The sequence below is a fragment of the Gordonia neofelifaecis NRRL B-59395 genome, assembly GCF_000192435.1.
Lineage (GTDB): Bacteria > Actinomycetota > Actinomycetes > Mycobacteriales > Mycobacteriaceae > Gordonia > Gordonia neofelifaecis.
Genome location: NZ_AEUD01000001.1, coordinates 107,111 through 120,495 on the forward strand (window position 1 = coordinate 107,111; position 13,385 = coordinate 120,495).

The window sequence follows — 13,385 nt, forward strand, 5'->3', positions numbered from 1 at the left end:
CGAGGGTAGCCCGCTATGTTGGTCAGCGGAGGCGTCTGGGTTCCTGGTGGGCCCCCCGGTCTTCAAAACCGGTGAGGCCGAGCATCTCGGTCTGGCGGGTTCGATTCCCGTCCGTCTCCGCCAACTTCCCCAATGTCGAGTGCGAGGACGAGGCAGTGCATCAGGGTGTCGCACGGGATGATCCGCGGCGGGCGATCCCGCGCACCGATTCGCTGCTGCAGTCGGCCGAGGTGGTCGCCGCACGGGAACGACTGTCCGACCGGGTGATCACGGCCCGGGTACGAGCCGTCGTGGAGCGAGCCCGGCGTGGCGAGCTGGCGCCCGGTGCGGTGGCCGACGCGGTCGCGGCCGACCTCGCCGCCGCACGCCCGTCGACACAGACCCCGGTGCTCAACGCGACGGGCGTCATCGTGCACACCAACCTGGGCCGGGCGCCGCTGAGCCATGCCGCCGTCGACGCGCTGCTGGCCGCCGCCGGATACGTCGATGTCGAGATGGACCTTGCTTCGGGTGCCCGAAGCAAGCGGGGTAGCGGCACACGGGCGGCACTGGTGGGCGCGTGCCCGGCCGCCGAGTCGGCACTCGCGGTGAACAACGGCGCCGCGGCACTGGTACTGGCGACCACCGCACTCGCCGCCGGTCGCGAGGTCATCGTGTCGCGCGGTGAGCTGATCGAGATCGGCGCCGGGTTCCGGCTGCCCGACCTCATCGCCTCCACGGGCGCCCGACTGCGCGAGGTGGGCGCCACCAACCGGACCCACCCGTCCGACTACGCCGAGGCGGCCGGACCGGACACCGGCTGCATGCTCAAAGTCCATCCGAGCAACTTCCGCCTCACCGGCTTCACGTCGGACGTGCCGGTGCGGGAACTGGCGGCGTTGGCGCACGAGCGCGGTCTGCCGCTCGTCGTGGACGTGGGGAGCGGCCTGCTCGCACCAGACCCGCTGCTGCCCGACGAGCCGGACGTCGCCACGGCGCTCGACGACGGCGCGGACCTGGTGATCGCCAGCGGCGACAAGCTGCTCGGCGGTCCCCAGGCCGGGCTGATCTTCGGTCGCGCCGATCTCGTCGAGCGGTTGGCGCGCCATCCGCTGGCCCGGGCCGTCCGCATCGACAAGCTGGCGCTCGCGGCGCTCGAGGCGACCGTCGACGGGCCGAGACCGCCGGTGCCGTCGTATCTGCACGCCGATCGGGACCGCTTGCGCGCCCGCACTTCTCGGCTGGCCGAGGCGGTGGGCGGCAGCCTGGTGGCGCATGACGGCCGCGTCGGCGGCGGGGGCGCGCCCGGAGTCCCGCTGCCCGGGTTCGCGGTTCGGCTGCCGTCGTCGGTCGCCCGTCCGCTGCGGACGGGTTCCCCCGCGGTGCTGCCTCGCGTACACGACGACGCCGCGCTGATCGACCTGCGGTGTGTCCCGGAGGCCGACGACGACCTACTGGAGCAGGCGATTCGCGCCGCCCTGCGGGAGTCGTGACCGGTGTTCGTCGTCGCGACCGCCGGACACGTCGACCACGGCAAGTCGACGCTCGTGAAAGCGCTGACCGGGATGGAGCCGGACCGCTGGGAGGACGAGCGGCGACGCGGGCTCACCATCGACCTCGGATTCGTCTGGACCACGTTGGCGTCGGGTCGCGAGGTCGGATTCGTCGATGTGCCCGGACATGAACGGTTCCTGACCAACATGCTCGCGGGGCTCGGTCCGGCGCCCGTCGTGTGCTTCGTGGTGGCCGCCGACGAGGGTTGGCGGGAGCAGTCGTCGGACCACCGAGACGCCTTGGCGGCGTTGGGGATCGAGCACGGTCTGCTGGTGATCAGCCGCGCCGATCGCGCGACCCCTGACCGGGTGGCGGAGGTGATCGTCCAGGCCCGCGAGGAGCTCGCCGGCACCGGTCTCGCCGACGCACCCGCCGTGGTGGTCTCGGCCCTCCGCGGCGACGGCCTCGACGAGCTGCGCGAACGGCTCGACCGGCTGCTGGAGCGACTGCCGTCGCCGAACGGGGCGCCGGTGCGGTTGTGGGTGGACCGCGCGTTCACCATCACCGGCGCGGGGACCGTGGTCACCGGAACACTGGAGGCCGGATCCTTGACGCCGGGCGACCACGTCGAGGTGGTCGGGCGAGGCGGTCGGCGTGAGGTCGTGATCCGCGGACTGCAGACACACGGTCGTCCCAGCGACGGGGTGCACCCGGTCAGCCGGGTCGCGGTGAACCTGCGCGGAATCGGCCACGACGAGATCGGCCGCGGCGACGCACTGCTCGCCGCGGGATCCTGGCCCGCGACGACAGTCGTCGACGTGCGCCGGGTGTCGGGAACAGCGGACCTTCCGGAATGGCTCACCGCCCACGTCGGGACGGCGGCGGTGCCTGCGCGGGTGCGCCCGCTCGACGACGATCACCTGCGGCTCACCCTGGCCCGGCCGCTGCCGCTGCGCCGCACCGACCGGCTGGTCCTTCGTGATCCAGGGGCGGCCCGGATCGTCGGAGGAGCCGAGGTGCTCGACACGGACCCGCCGTCATTGACTCGCCGAGGCGACGCACGTCGTCGAGCGGCGGCGCTCACGGTGCGTGACGGCGACGCATTGCTGTTCGCCGAGGTGGCGCAGCGTGGCGCCGTGAGGCGGACTCGGCTGCCGGAGCTCGGACTGCCGAGCGGCGTCGTGCCCGACGGCGTCGAGGCGGTGGGCGAGTGGCTGGTGATGCGAGAGACGCTGCACGACTGGCAGATTCGACTCCACGGCCTGGTCACCGATCTGCACGATCGCGATCCGCTGGCCGCCGGGCTGTCGGAGGGAGCGGCCTCGGATTCGCTGGAGTTGCCCGATCGCAGTCTGCTGGCCGCGGTGGTCGCCGGCGCCGGGGTGACCTCGCAGGCCGGCCTCCTCTTCCTGCCGGACCGACTCCGTGACCTCGGTCCGGCGGAGCGGGGCGTCGTCGAACTGGAACGTCGGCTCGCCGCAGCACCGTTCGTCGCTCCCGAGGCCGATGACCTGGCCGCGTTGCGGCTTGGCGTCCGCGAACTGGCCGCGGCGCAGCGGGCCGGACGGCTGCTGCGGCTGTCCGACGCGGTGGTTGTGCTGCCTGCGTCGCCCGCCCTGGCGATGCGCGAACTGGCCCGGCTGCCTCAGCCGTTCACGACGTCGCAGGCGCGGCAGGCACTGGGGACGTCGCGCCGTGTCGCGGTCCCGCTGCTGGAGCACCTCGATTCACGCGGCTGGACCCGGCGACTCGACACCGGCCACCGCGAGGTGGTCCGCAGGGGGAGTTGAGCGACCAGCAGTGTTCGGCGTGACCACCAGGTGGTCACGCCGAACACTGGGGATCGAGATCGTCGTCAGGCGGTCAGATCCGCCGGCACCAGCACGACGTCGACCGGATCCGTGGCGCGGAACTCGTCGTCGCCCATGACCTCCGCGACGGTCACGTAGTCGGCGCCGACGAGTCGCCATGCTGTGATGGCGGGCCGCAGCGGGTCCACGACCCAGTAGTGCGGACACCGGGCACGGGCGAGACGGTCCTTCTTCAGGAGCAGGTCGATGCCGCGAGTCGAGGGCGACAGCACCTCCACAGCCAAGAGCGGAGGTCCGGCCAACTCACGGTCAGTCAGATCGGCGGTCCGCGCCATGAGCAGGTCCGGTTGGATCACAGTGTCGGGGCCCAGGACGACGTCGAACGGCGCGGTCAGTACCTCCGTACCGTCAGGGCATGCGGCGACGAGTGCCACGCACAGACGCACCACCGCGCGTTGGTGTCGCAGGCCCGGGGCCGGGCTCACAATCAGTGCGCCGTCGACGAGTTCATACCGATGCCCGTCGTCGGGCATCGCGTCGAGGTCCGCGCGGGTGAGCGGACGCCCGCGCGGCAGACCCAGGATCTGGGTGGTCATGCTCGTCATCATATCGGTCCTTCCCGTCCATCGGCCCAGGTGAACACGAGTCCCGGACGCAGAACGGCGGTTCGACGACGGTGTGGATCGATCGGCACGTCATCCACAGAATCCGGCGCCCTATCCACAGCAGCGCCCCGTCCACAGAGATGACTGACGCACCCGGGGAGAGGTTCGGGTGCGTCAGTCGGTATTGCGGTCAGCTCTTCCAGGTCTTACTTGACCTCCGACCGCAAGATCCTCCAGATTCCGAGGGTCATCGGGATCCCGATCCAGATCGCGTGGGCGACGAGGAACTGGGCCCACTCGGTGCTGCTCGGCCAGGTCTCCGACATCAGGTGTCCCGCCGCGGTGTTGGGGCTGATCCAGTCGCCGACATTGTGCTTGCTCAGCGCCGGGATCAGTTCCATCACCAGTGCGATCGCGTTCGGCAGGACGAAGTACGCGACGATCGCGGCGGGAGTGTTCAGGAACAGCGCGGCGAAGCCGAAGCCGAGCAGGAGTCCGGCGATCTGAATGATCACGGCCCCGGTCAGGCCCGCGGCCGACAGCGACCACGATCCGGTCGGCGACCCGTAGGCCGCGCCGGCGATCAGGTTGCCGATCGCGCCGACGATCAGCGCCACCGCAACGGCGGCGAGGGCCGCGATCACGGACGCCGCGAGCTTGGCCATCACGACGCGTTCGCGGCGCGGCTCCATCGTGAACGTGGTCAGCGCACCGCGCTGGCTCCATTCGGACGTGACGAGCAGGATCGCCATCACCGGCAGCAGGAAGCCCGTCGGGGTGTTCATGATCCCGAAGAAGTCGGTGAAGCCGGTCGAGTCGTCCGAGCTGTTGCCGATCGTGATCAGCATGATGACCATGATCAGGACCGCGATCAGACCCATCGACGCGATCAGCCAGAAGCCGGCCCGCGTGTCGACGAGCTTGCGCAGTTCGACGCGGATGAGGCGGCTCAGGGGAATCTGTTGGGTCGTCTGATCGACGGCGGCGTACGTGGTGCTCATCGGAAGGCTCCCTGGTTGACGGGCTGCTCGCGCTGGGTCTGTTGCGTGAGCTGCAGGAACATCGCTTCGAGTCCGGTGTTGTCGCCGGGCCGCAACTCCACGAGGTGCACGCGGGCGTCGAGTGCCACGTGTCCGACGACCGCGGGCTCGGCCTCGGCGTGGAAGCCGCCGCCCGCCGCGGGATGCGCGACGATCCGCGCGGCCGCGAGAGCCTGCCCGAGGGCCGCGTCGTCGACCGCCTTGACGCGCGTGCCGCTGCCCGCGAGGAGTTCCTCCTTGGTGCCCTGCGCGACGATCCGGCCCTGTCCGATGACGATCAGGTCGTCGGCGATGATCTCGATCTCATGCAGCAGATGGCTCGACAGCAGGACGGTTCCGCCGCGGTCGGCGTAGTTGCGGAGCAGACCGCGCATCCAGTGAATGCCCGCGGGATCGAGGCCGTTCACCGGCTCGTCGAGCATCAGGATCTGCGGGTTGCCGAGCAGCGCGTTCGCGATGCCGAGCCGCTGGCGCATGCCGAGCGAGTAGTTGCGGACGCGGCGGCCCGCCTCCTCCGGTGTCAGGCTCACCAGGGCGAGGACGTCGTCGATGCGACTGCGGTCCAGCCCCATGGTCATCGCCGACAGGCGAAGGATCTCGGCGCCGGTCCGTCCCGCGTGCTGGGCCGAGGCGTCGAGCAGGACGCCGACCTGGGTCGCGGGATTCGGGATGTGCCGGTAGGGGACGCCCGCTATGGTCGCCGTCCCCGCCGTCGCGGGGGTCAGTCCGGCGATGATGCGCATCGTGGTCGACTTGCCTGCGCCGTTCGGTCCGAGGAAGCCGGTGACGCGACCGGGCTTGCAGGCGAACGAGACGTCGTCCACGGCGGTGTACTCGCCGTATCTCTTCGTGAGGTGCTCGACGGTGATCATGCCTTCGATTCTGCTGAACCGGGACGCCGTGCACATCAGTCCGCCGAATGACCCGGGATCAGCCGAAAGTAGGGGGTCGGGTCCGACCGTCGGACGCGGCGGCACCGGTCTCCGGCGGGATACCGTGGCAGACGTGCAACCCGAGGACTATCAGCCGCCGCTGACCTGGCGCAGTCATCTGTGGCGGCTGGCACTGGTACTGGCGATCTCGGGTGTGGCCTGGGGCACCGACATCGGCTACCAGTGGGAGCACGTGCGCTGGTGGTTCTTCCTCGATCTCGTGCTCGGGATCGCCTCGCTCGTCGCCGTCCACTGGCGGCGGTCGTATCCGGTGGCGGTCGCGGTCGGGACCAACGTCGCCTCGCTGGTCTCGGCGTCGGCGGCGGGGCCGTCGATGCTGGCCCTGGTCTCGCTGGCGACGCGCAGGCGGTGGCGGGAGATCGTGCCGGTCGGATTCGTCGCGGTGCTCTGTGCGATGGGCTCCCAGTTGTGGACGACACCGAATCGCGGAGAGACGAGCGCAGTCGACTACGTGGTGATCGCGGTGACGATGCTGCTGATGATCGCGTGGGGCCTCTACATCGGTTCGCGCCGCGAACTGCTCGCCTCGTGGCGGTCGCGCGCGAAGCTGGCCGAGGCGGAGCAGGAGGCGCGGGTCCAGCACGCCAAGGCGGCCGAACGCGGACGGATCGCGCGCGAGATGCACGACGTGCTGGCGCACCGGATCTCCACGGTCCACATGTACGCGGGCGCGTTGGCGTTCCGCGAGGATCTCTCGGCCGAGCAGGTCCACGACGCCGCCCGGACCATCGAGGAGATGTCGGCCACCGCGCTGACCGAGCTTCGCGAGGTGCTCGGCGTCCTCCGCGACGATCCGGGCGACGCCGCGCCCGAACGGCCCCAGGCCGGCGCCGGGGACGTCGACTGCTTGGTCGAGGAGAGCCGCGACTACGGAATGAACCTCGACTACAGCTGCGACGCGGACCTGACGACGCTGCCGGAGGGCGCCGGACGCACGTTGTACCGCTGCGTGCAGGAGGGCCTGACCAACGCCCGCAAGCACGCACCGGCCACGGCCGTCGTCCTGCGGATCACCGGCACGCCGGGACAGGGCGTCGAACTGTCGGTCAGCAATCCGCTGCCGATCGGCGAACCACGGTCGGTGCTGCCGGAGTCGGGATTCGGGCTGGTCGGTCTGGCCGAGCGTGTGGAACTCGCCGGGGGCAGGCAGTCGGCACACCTGACGGCCGACGAGCGTTTCGTCCTGCGGGTGTGGCTACCGTGGCATGTATGAGCTCCCGGTTGATGATCGTCGACGACGATGCGTTGGTCCGTTCCGGCCTTCGCCTGCTGCTGGGCGGTGATCCCACGCTGGAGGTGGTCGCGGAGGCTGCGAACGGCCGGGAGGCCCTGGACCGTCACGCCGCCGATCCGGTGGACCTGATTCTGATGGACCTCCGCATGCCGGTGATGGACGGCATCGACGCGACGGCGGCGTTCAAGGCGGGCCCGAACCCGCCGGCGGTGATCGTGCTGACGACGTTCGACGCCGATGACTACGTGGTTCGGGCGCTGGCCGTCGGCGCCGACGGCTTCCTCCTCAAGGACACGCCGCCCGCCGAGATCGTCGCGGCGATCGGGCGGGTCCGGAGCGGTGAGCCCGCACTGAGTCCGTCGGTGACCGCGGCGTTGATCAAGCAGGTCGTCGACGGTCGGGACGCCACTCGTGAACCCGCTGGGTGCGATGCGGTGGACATGCTGACCGACCGCGAGCGGGAGGTGGCGGTGTGCCTGGCCCGGGGCGCGTCGAACGCCGAGATCGCCGCGGAGTTGTACATGTCCGTCGCCACGGTGAAGGCGCACATCTCGCACATCTTCACCAAGCTCGACGCGAGCAATCGCGTCCAGGTCGCGATCCGCATGCACGACGCCGGCCTCGCCTGATCCGGGAGTAGGGTTCGTGGCATGAAGATCGGCGACACCGCACCGGATTTCGAGCTCACCGACCAGGACGGTCAGACGCGACGACTGTCGGACCTGCTGACCGACGGTCCCGTCGCGCTCTTCTTCTACCCGGCGGCGTTCACACCGGGCTGCACCAAGGAGGCGTGCCACTTCCGCGATCTGGCCGCCGAGTTCGACGCGGCGGGCGTTCAGCGCATCGGCATCAGCCGTGACGACGTGGCCAAGCAGAAGCGGTGGACCGACGAGCACACGCTCGACTATCCGCTGCTCGCCGACACCGACGGCGCGGTCGCCAGTGCCTACGGCGTGCGTCGCGGTTCGCTGCTCGTCAAGGTGGGGATGCCGACCAAGCGCGTCACCTTCGCGATCGGGACCGACGGCGTGATCGCCGATGTGATCGCGTCGGAGGTCAACATGAACGTGCACGCCGACCGCGTGCTGGCCGCTCTCAAGAAGTAGCGTCTGCCGACGGCTCGGGGACCTCGGTCTTCGGCGCCGAACGCGGGCCGGTGGCCGCCAGGGTGGCGTAGAAGGCGAGCATCGACGACGCCGCGGCGAAGTTCAGCCGGAGGTCCTTGGCGCGGATGTGCGCGCCGACCGCGAGGCAGAAGTACACGGTGAGCATCACGGCAGTGAACCGCGCCAACAACGGGAAGCGGGGTGCCGCGGCCAGTCCGGCGGCCGAGGCCGACTTGATCACCGGGAAGATCCATCGCTGCTCGACGGGAAAGCCCACGTCGTCCAGACATCTGGCGATGTACGGGATGGGGCCGATGCAGGCGATCGCGTCCGCTGACTGCCCCGCGGCAGCGAGACGGTAGACGAGCGGATCTCGGACGAAGTCGGTCGACGCCTTCATGTCAACCGATCGTACGACTGTCGCGGATGGTCGACAATGGTGAGATGACGAACTCCACCGCCGCCTCCGCGACCGTCGACGGCTCGACCGGATTCCTCACGCTCGACGACGCCGATCGCCGGAATCCGCTGTCCTTGACCACCATGCGCGCGGCGACCGGCATCCTCCGCGACTTCGACCGGGACCCCGCGGTGCGGGTGGTCGTGATCAGGGCCCACGGCCCGGCGTTCTCCGCCGGACATGACCTGTCCGAGATGGTGGAGCGGACCGTCGAGGACGAGCGGACGATCTTCTCCGCCTGCACCGACCTGATGACGACGGTCCACGACATCCGGCAGCCGGTGATCGCTCAGGTGCAGGGCATGGCGCTGGCCGCGGGCTGCCAGCTGGTGGCGACGTGCGATCTGGCGATCGCCGCCGACACCGCGAGATTCTCGACGCCCGGCGTGCGCATCGGGCTGTTCTGCTCGACGCCGATGGTCGCGCTGAGCCGGGCCGTCGGACGCAAGCGGGCCATGCAGATGCTCCTCACCGGGGACATGATCGATGCCGCGACCGCCGTCGACTGGGGGCTGATCAACGACAGTGTGCCGGCGGCCGACCTCGAGGCGACGGTCGCAGCGCTCGCGGCGCGGATCGGCGCTTTCAGCGGAGACACACTGGCCATCGGCAAACGTGCCTTCTACGACCAGATCGATCGGACGGAGCCCGACGCGTACGCCGAGATGAGTGAGGTGATGGCGACCAACGCCGTCACCGACGATGCGCAGGAGGGGATGTCGGCGTTTCTGGCGAAGCGTGATCCGGTGTGGCGGTCGTAGCTTCGCGACGCCCCGACCCGGCGTACCAGACAGGGCCGGTCAGCAGCCAGATCGCGGTGATCACGCCGAGCGTCTGGAAGCCGCCGAAGAGATCGTCGCGCTGGGTCGGGTCGGCCACCGTGAAGCCCAGGAGTGCCAGGACGGCGGCCGCGATGCCTGCAGCGGCGACCCATCGGGCGAAGTCCGCCCACTCGTGCCGCATGCGTTCCGGTCCGCGCTTCGGGACCTTGACCGGCGCCGGACCGCCGGCGAACCGATGGGCGAAGCGGACGTCGGCCCATCGGATCAGTCGGGGGCCGAAGACGACGGTGGTGCCGAGGTAGATCGGAGCCACCCGGTGCGCGAAGCCGACCTCGGAACCTCGGCTCAAGTCGATCGCGACGGCCACCAGCAGTACGAGGTCGAGGATCGGCACCGCGGCGAGCACCCAGGTCGACGCGCGTTCGGCTCGCGCGAGATAGCGGAGCACCAGACCGCCGACCACCAGCAGCCAGAAGCCGATCTCGCAGCCGGCGATGGTGAGAAGCACCGGATCGATCATGTCGTTCATGGGCCAAGCGTCCCGCTGCGGCGTGTTCGGCGCATCCGTCGAGCGGCGAAACGGGGTCAGCCTTTCGGCGGACCCCCGACGTCGGCGGATGTGTTGTAGTGGAGGCGATGAAGCGGATGGTCGAGCACGCGCGAGGGTGGTTCTCGTCGACGACGATGTCGGCGCTCGCCACGCTGGTCGTCGGGCTGCTGCTCTGGGCGAGCGGAGCGTTCACCCTCATTCAGGACTGGGGCGGCCACTCGGTTCCGGTCGAAGTCGCGATTCTGGCGGCGGCGTTCGCGCTGCAGCTCACGGCGCCACGGCATCCGGTGGTCGCGATGGTGCTCATCGTCGGACTGGTGATCGTCGATCTGCCGTCCGGAGCGTCCCTTCCATTGTGGATTTCTCTCACCGACATCGTGTTCGCGGTGATGACGACGGGATCGGTGAGGCTTCGCCGGATCGTCGGCATCGGCTGCTTCGCCGTCACCGTGGGGGCCGCGGTGATCGTCGCGGTCGCGGTGGACACCCGTGCCGGCGTGCTGGTCGGGGTGCTGGCGGTGGCCTTCCTGCTCTCGCCGCTCGGGTACGCGCAGTCGGTCAACGCCACCGTGCGGGCGGCGAAGGCCGAGAGCGCGGCCGCGGCGGCGGAGCGGACCGCCGCGCTCGCCGAGGAGCGTCGGCGGGTGTCGAGAGAACTGCACGACACCGTCGCTGGCCATGTCTCGGCGATCGCGATCCTCGCCGAGGCCGCGCGCGAGGCGCCCGATCCGCGGCCGGTGATCGCGTCGATGCGCTCGAACAGTCTGGCGGCGCTCGCCGAACTGCGGGAGATGATCGACGTCCTCGCGGCCGACGGCGACGAGGCGGCCACCGTGCGCTGGTCATCGCTGACCCCGTTCGTGACGGCGGCGCGGGCGGTCGGATCGGAGGTCGCGGTGTCATCGGCCCCCGACGGGCTGCCGGTGGCCGTCGAAACGGTGGTGACCCGGATCGCCGGAGAGGCGCTGGCCAACGCGACCCGGCATGCGCCCGGGGAGCCGGTGTCCGTCGACCTCGTGGCAGACTGCGCGACCGCCGAGGTCGTCGTGCGCAATCGACTGCCGATGGACCGGACGGTCGACTCGGAGACAGGTGGAAACGGGGTGCGCAACATGATCATTCGCGCGGAGAGCATCGGCGGGACGGCGACCGTCGGCGCCGACGGCGACAGCTGGGTGGTCGACGCCCGGGTTCCGGTGGTGCGGTCGTGACGAGGATCCGGGTGGTACTCGCCGACGATCACGGCGCGGTACGAGAAGGCCTGCGCCTGGTACTGGAGGGGTCGGGGGAGATCAGCGTCGTCGGCGAAGCCGCCGACGGAGGCGAGGCGATTCGCGCTGCGCTGCGCCTTCGGCCGGACGTGGTGGTGATGGACGTCCGGATGCCGGAGGTCGACGGGCTCGCGGCCACCGCGGCGGTCGTCGCTCAGACCGACGCCCGGGTACTCGTGCTGACGACCTTCGACATCGACGACTACGTGCTCGGTGCACTCTCGGCGGGTGCGAGCGGTTTCCTTCTCAAGTCGGCGTCCGGCGCGGAGCTGGTCGCCGGCGTGCACCGCGTCGCGGACGGCGACGCGGTGCTCGACGCGGCGGTGACGAGGGTGGTCGTGGACGCGATGAGGGCGCGGCCGGCGGATCCCGGTCCGGACTTGAGCGAGCTCACCGACCGTGAGGTCCAGGTGCTCGGCGGGCTCGGCGCGGGCTTGTCGAACGCACAGATCGCCGGCCGTCTGACCATCGGCGAGGCGACGGTGAAGACTCATGTCTCCCGAGTACTGATGAAGCTGGGCGTGCAGTCGCGGGTGCAGGCGGCGGTGCTCGCCGCCCGGTCCGGCGTCGAGGCGCCTTGAGGCACAACGAAGTTCAGACAGGTCAAGCGACCAGTTTCAGACCGATCACCCCGCCGATGATCGCGATGATGCAGACGACCTTCGCCAGGCTTGCGGCCTCGGCACCCGTCGCCATCCCGTAGAGGACGGTGCCGGTCGCGCCGATGCCCACCCAGATCGCGTACGCGGTCCCGGTCGGGAGGTCGCGCATCGCATAGGCGAGTCCGCCCATGCTGATCAGCAGAGCGACGAAGAAGACGGCCGTGGGGCCGAGTCGATGCAGGCCTTCCGACCGGCCGAGGGCAGTGGCCCACACGGCCTCGAAGACGCCGGAGACGATGAGAACGAGCCAGGACATGATCACTCCTAGACCACCGTCTTGTCGCGGACCGGGTACGGCGGGCTCGTCCGGGCGCCATGTGAGGCGTCACCTGGGAGGGTACCCAGCCGGTGGCGCGGCGGCCAGTGGCCGGGGACGATGGAGACCATGGCCACATCGAACGAATTCGGTCCCGACGACTTCGACCGCTTCGCCCGCGAGGCGGGCGAAGGGCTCCGGAAGCTGCTTCGTCAGGCGCTCGACAATCCGCGGGCGACGGCCACCTGGGCCGACATCGCGGCCTCGGCGACCAGGCCGCGCACATCCCCCGAGCCTGCCCGCGACGTGGAGGTGGTCGACGCCGAACCCGGGGTGTGGGCGATCGTGCGCGACGACGACGGCGGAGCCCGCGTGGAACGTGTCTTCAGCTCCGAACTCGACGCGCTGCGGGCGAATCAGACGAACACCGATCCCTCGCGGACAGTGCAGTTTCTCGAGTTCGGGGTTGAGATCGGCGGGTAGCGTTGCGCCGGCCGGGCGGTGTGCGGCGACGATTGTTCCGTCGCAGTCCTCGCCGCCTCGGCTAGCGCCTCGGTGGCTGCGGAGGGCTCCGGACTCAATCGTCGCCGCACACCGCCCGGCCTCGTTCCGTACCTGTGTGGCGGTCGGCGTGCGGGCTCAGAAGTCCCCGTTGGTTCGCCGCAGCGACCGGATGGCGTCGACCAGGTGACGTGCCTCGTCGGAGGGCATTCCCACGTCGGCGAAGACGCCGTTGTTCAGCACCACCGTCGCCTTCTCGACGAGCTCGCGGCCGTCGGGGGTGATGGAGACGAGCGTGGTCCGACCGTCTGTCGGATGCGGGAGCCGTTCCACCAGGCCGGCGTCGGCGAGGCGGGCGATGGCGTGAGTGGCCGAGGAGACGTGCACCTGCAGTCGATCGCTCGCCTTGGAGATCGGAAGCGACCCGTGGCGGGTGAAGGCCAGCAGGCGGAGGAGTTCGAACCGGGAGAACGTGAGATCGAACGGCTTCAGTTCCTGCTCGACGCGGGCCAGCATGATCTGATGTGCGCGCATCACCGAGGTGACCGCCTCCATGCCGTCGGCGACGTCGCCGCCCCACCCGGCGTCCTCCCAGTTGCGACGGGCCAGGGCGATCGGGTCGCGCTCGCTCGACTCATTCACCCCGGCCACACCACTCCCATCGACGACTGTCGGTCG

At 70.3% G+C, this 13,385-nt stretch carries 16 protein-coding genes, 1 tRNA gene and 1 riboswitch; of the genes, 10 read left to right on the forward strand and 7 right to left on the reverse strand.

Features of this window, described 5'->3' with window-relative positions:
• The first annotated feature begins 27 nt into the window (after positions 1-27).
• The 3 genes from SCNU_RS00615 to selB all read left to right on the forward strand — a co-directional run bounded on the left by SCNU_RS00615 (position 28) and on the right by selB (position 3,263).
• Positions 28-123: transfer RNA gene (locus tag SCNU_RS00615), tRNA-Sec, on the forward strand.
• Positions 124-155: 32 nt separating this feature from the next.
• The gene (gene selA / locus SCNU_RS00620; RefSeq protein WP_040517283.1) at positions 156-1,472 is read left to right on the forward strand and encodes an L-seryl-tRNA(Sec) selenium transferase; all 1,317 of its coding nucleotides are present in this window, start codon (positions 156-158) and stop codon (positions 1,470-1,472) included.
• A gap of 3 nt (positions 1,473-1,475) precedes the next feature.
• Entirely contained in the window at positions 1,476-3,263 is a 1,788-nt protein-coding gene (gene selB, locus SCNU_RS00625; RefSeq protein ID WP_009677400.1) for a selenocysteine-specific translation elongation factor, read from the forward strand.
• 65 nt (positions 3,264-3,328) lie between these two features.
• On the opposite strand, the gene SCNU_RS00630 is transcribed toward selB, so the two are convergent.
• The 3 genes from SCNU_RS00630 to SCNU_RS00640 all read right to left on the reverse strand — a co-directional run bounded on the left by SCNU_RS00630 (position 3,329) and on the right by SCNU_RS00640 (position 5,801).
• The gene (locus SCNU_RS00630; protein ID WP_040517390.1) at positions 3,329-3,889 is read right to left on the reverse strand and encodes a Uma2 family endonuclease; all 561 of its coding nucleotides are present in this window, start codon (positions 3,887-3,889) and stop codon (positions 3,329-3,331) included.
• A gap of 206 nt (positions 3,890-4,095) precedes the next feature.
• Positions 4,096-4,890 (reverse strand): ABC transporter permease, encoded by a 795-nt coding sequence (locus SCNU_RS00635; RefSeq protein WP_009677402.1) that lies wholly within the window; start codon positions 4,888-4,890, stop codon positions 4,096-4,098.
• Positions 4,887-5,801 carry an ABC transporter ATP-binding protein gene (locus SCNU_RS00640; RefSeq protein WP_009677403.1) on the reverse strand — a complete coding sequence of 305 codons (915 nt, stop codon included), beginning with the start codon at positions 5,799-5,801 and terminating at the stop codon, positions 4,887-4,889. Before SCNU_RS00640 ends, SCNU_RS00635 begins: the two co-directional genes overlap by 4 nt.
• Before the next feature lie 133 nt (positions 5,802-5,934).
• Between SCNU_RS00640 and SCNU_RS00645 the strand changes: the two genes are divergently transcribed.
• Genes SCNU_RS00645 through SCNU_RS00655 form a run of 3 tightly spaced genes read left to right on the forward strand, consistent with a single transcriptional unit; the run spans position 5,935 to position 8,225 of the window.
• Positions 5,935-7,095 (forward strand): sensor histidine kinase, encoded by a 1,161-nt coding sequence (locus SCNU_RS00645; protein ID WP_040517391.1) that lies wholly within the window; start codon positions 5,935-5,937, stop codon positions 7,093-7,095.
• On the forward strand, positions 7,092-7,745 hold the full coding sequence (locus tag SCNU_RS00650; RefSeq protein ID WP_040517285.1) for a response regulator: 654 nt from the start codon (positions 7,092-7,094) through the stop codon (positions 7,743-7,745). The genes SCNU_RS00645 and SCNU_RS00650 overlap by 4 nt, the downstream gene beginning before the upstream one ends.
• Before the next feature lie 21 nt (positions 7,746-7,766).
• The gene (locus SCNU_RS00655) at positions 7,767-8,225 is read left to right on the forward strand and encodes a peroxiredoxin (RefSeq protein ID WP_009677406.1); all 459 of its coding nucleotides are present in this window, start codon (positions 7,767-7,769) and stop codon (positions 8,223-8,225) included.
• Here SCNU_RS00655 and SCNU_RS00660 read toward each other — a convergent pair.
• Positions 8,215-8,625, reverse strand: a complete 411-nt coding sequence (locus SCNU_RS00660; RefSeq protein WP_009677407.1) for a DoxX family protein — start codon at positions 8,623-8,625, stop codon at positions 8,215-8,217. The two genes, SCNU_RS00655 and SCNU_RS00660, sit on opposite strands and share 11 nt — an antisense overlap.
• 44 nt (positions 8,626-8,669) lie before the next feature.
• Between SCNU_RS00660 and SCNU_RS00665 the strand changes: the two genes are divergently transcribed.
• On the forward strand, positions 8,670-9,446 hold the full coding sequence (locus tag SCNU_RS00665) for an enoyl-CoA hydratase (protein WP_175284051.1): 777 nt from the start codon (positions 8,670-8,672) through the stop codon (positions 9,444-9,446).
• On the opposite strand, the gene SCNU_RS00670 is transcribed toward SCNU_RS00665, so the two are convergent.
• Entirely contained in the window at positions 9,379-9,996 is a 618-nt protein-coding gene (locus SCNU_RS00670; RefSeq protein WP_009677409.1) for a hypothetical protein, read from the reverse strand. The genes SCNU_RS00665 and SCNU_RS00670 overlap by 68 nt on opposite strands.
• 107 nt (positions 9,997-10,103) lie before the next feature.
• Between SCNU_RS00670 and SCNU_RS00675 the strand changes: the two genes are divergently transcribed.
• Both SCNU_RS00675 and SCNU_RS00680 read left to right on the forward strand, forming a co-directional pair.
• Positions 10,104-11,228 carry a sensor histidine kinase gene (locus SCNU_RS00675; RefSeq protein WP_009677410.1) on the forward strand — a complete coding sequence of 375 codons (1,125 nt, stop codon included), beginning with the start codon at positions 10,104-10,106 and terminating at the stop codon, positions 11,226-11,228.
• Positions 11,225-11,869, forward strand: coding sequence for a response regulator (locus SCNU_RS00680; protein ID WP_139025688.1), 645 nt, complete (start codon positions 11,225-11,227; stop codon positions 11,867-11,869). The genes SCNU_RS00675 and SCNU_RS00680 overlap by 4 nt, the downstream gene beginning before the upstream one ends.
• 22 nt (positions 11,870-11,891) lie before the next feature.
• Here SCNU_RS00680 and SCNU_RS00685 read toward each other — a convergent pair whose 3' ends face one another.
• Positions 11,892-12,206: a DMT family transporter gene (locus SCNU_RS00685; RefSeq protein WP_040517393.1), complete on the reverse strand. Its 315-nt coding sequence runs from the start codon at positions 12,204-12,206 to the stop codon at positions 11,892-11,894.
• Between the two features lie 10 nt (positions 12,207-12,216).
• Positions 12,217-12,280: riboswitch (guanidine-III (ykkC-III) riboswitch) on the reverse strand.
• Positions 12,281-12,335: 55 nt separating this feature from the next.
• Here SCNU_RS00685 and SCNU_RS00690 point away from each other — a divergent pair.
• Positions 12,336-12,689 (forward strand): hypothetical protein, encoded by a 354-nt coding sequence (locus SCNU_RS00690; protein WP_009677413.1) that lies wholly within the window; start codon positions 12,336-12,338, stop codon positions 12,687-12,689.
• 156 nt (positions 12,690-12,845) lie between these two features.
• Here the strand turns inward: SCNU_RS00690 and SCNU_RS00695 are convergent, their stop codons facing one another.
• Complete coding sequence (locus tag SCNU_RS00695) at positions 12,846-13,358, reverse strand: MarR family transcriptional regulator (RefSeq protein WP_009677414.1); 513 nt, start codon at positions 13,356-13,358, stop codon at positions 12,846-12,848.
• Between the last annotated feature and the right edge of the window lie 27 nt (positions 13,359-13,385).

What these genes read in the sequence shown, in the direction of transcription:
- SCNU_RS00640 (WP_009677403.1), bottom strand. Translation starts at nt 5,801, where the DNA reads ATGATCACCGTCGAGCACCTCACGAAGAGATACGGCGAGTACACCGCC.
- SCNU_RS00660 (WP_009677407.1), bottom strand. Translation starts at nt 8,625, where the DNA reads ATGAAGGCGTCGACCGACTTCGTCCGAGATCCGCTCGTCTACCGTCTC.
- SCNU_RS00665 (WP_175284051.1), top strand. Translation starts at nt 8,670, where the DNA reads ATGACGAACTCCACCGCCGCCTCCGCGACCGTCGACGGCTCGACCGGA.
- SCNU_RS00670 (WP_009677409.1), bottom strand. Translation starts at nt 9,996, where the DNA reads ATGAACGACATGATCGATCCGGTGCTTCTCACCATCGCCGGCTGCGAG.
- SCNU_RS00650 (WP_040517285.1), top strand. Translation starts at nt 7,092, where the DNA reads ATGAGCTCCCGGTTGATGATCGTCGACGACGATGCGTTGGTCCGTTCC.
- SCNU_RS00675 (WP_009677410.1), top strand. Translation starts at nt 10,104, where the DNA reads ATGAAGCGGATGGTCGAGCACGCGCGAGGGTGGTTCTCGTCGACGACG.
- SCNU_RS00630 (WP_040517390.1), bottom strand. Translation starts at nt 3,889, where the DNA reads ATGACGAGCATGACCACCCAGATCCTGGGTCTGCCGCGCGGGCGTCCG.
- SCNU_RS00635 (WP_009677402.1), bottom strand. Translation starts at nt 4,890, where the DNA reads ATGAGCACCACGTACGCCGCCGTCGATCAGACGACCCAACAGATTCCC.
- SCNU_RS00685 (WP_040517393.1), bottom strand. Translation starts at nt 12,206, where the DNA reads ATGTCCTGGCTCGTTCTCATCGTCTCCGGCGTCTTCGAGGCCGTGTGG.
- SCNU_RS00655 (WP_009677406.1), top strand. Translation starts at nt 7,767, where the DNA reads ATGAAGATCGGCGACACCGCACCGGATTTCGAGCTCACCGACCAGGAC.
- SCNU_RS00690 (WP_009677413.1), top strand. Translation starts at nt 12,336, where the DNA reads ATGGCCACATCGAACGAATTCGGTCCCGACGACTTCGACCGCTTCGCC.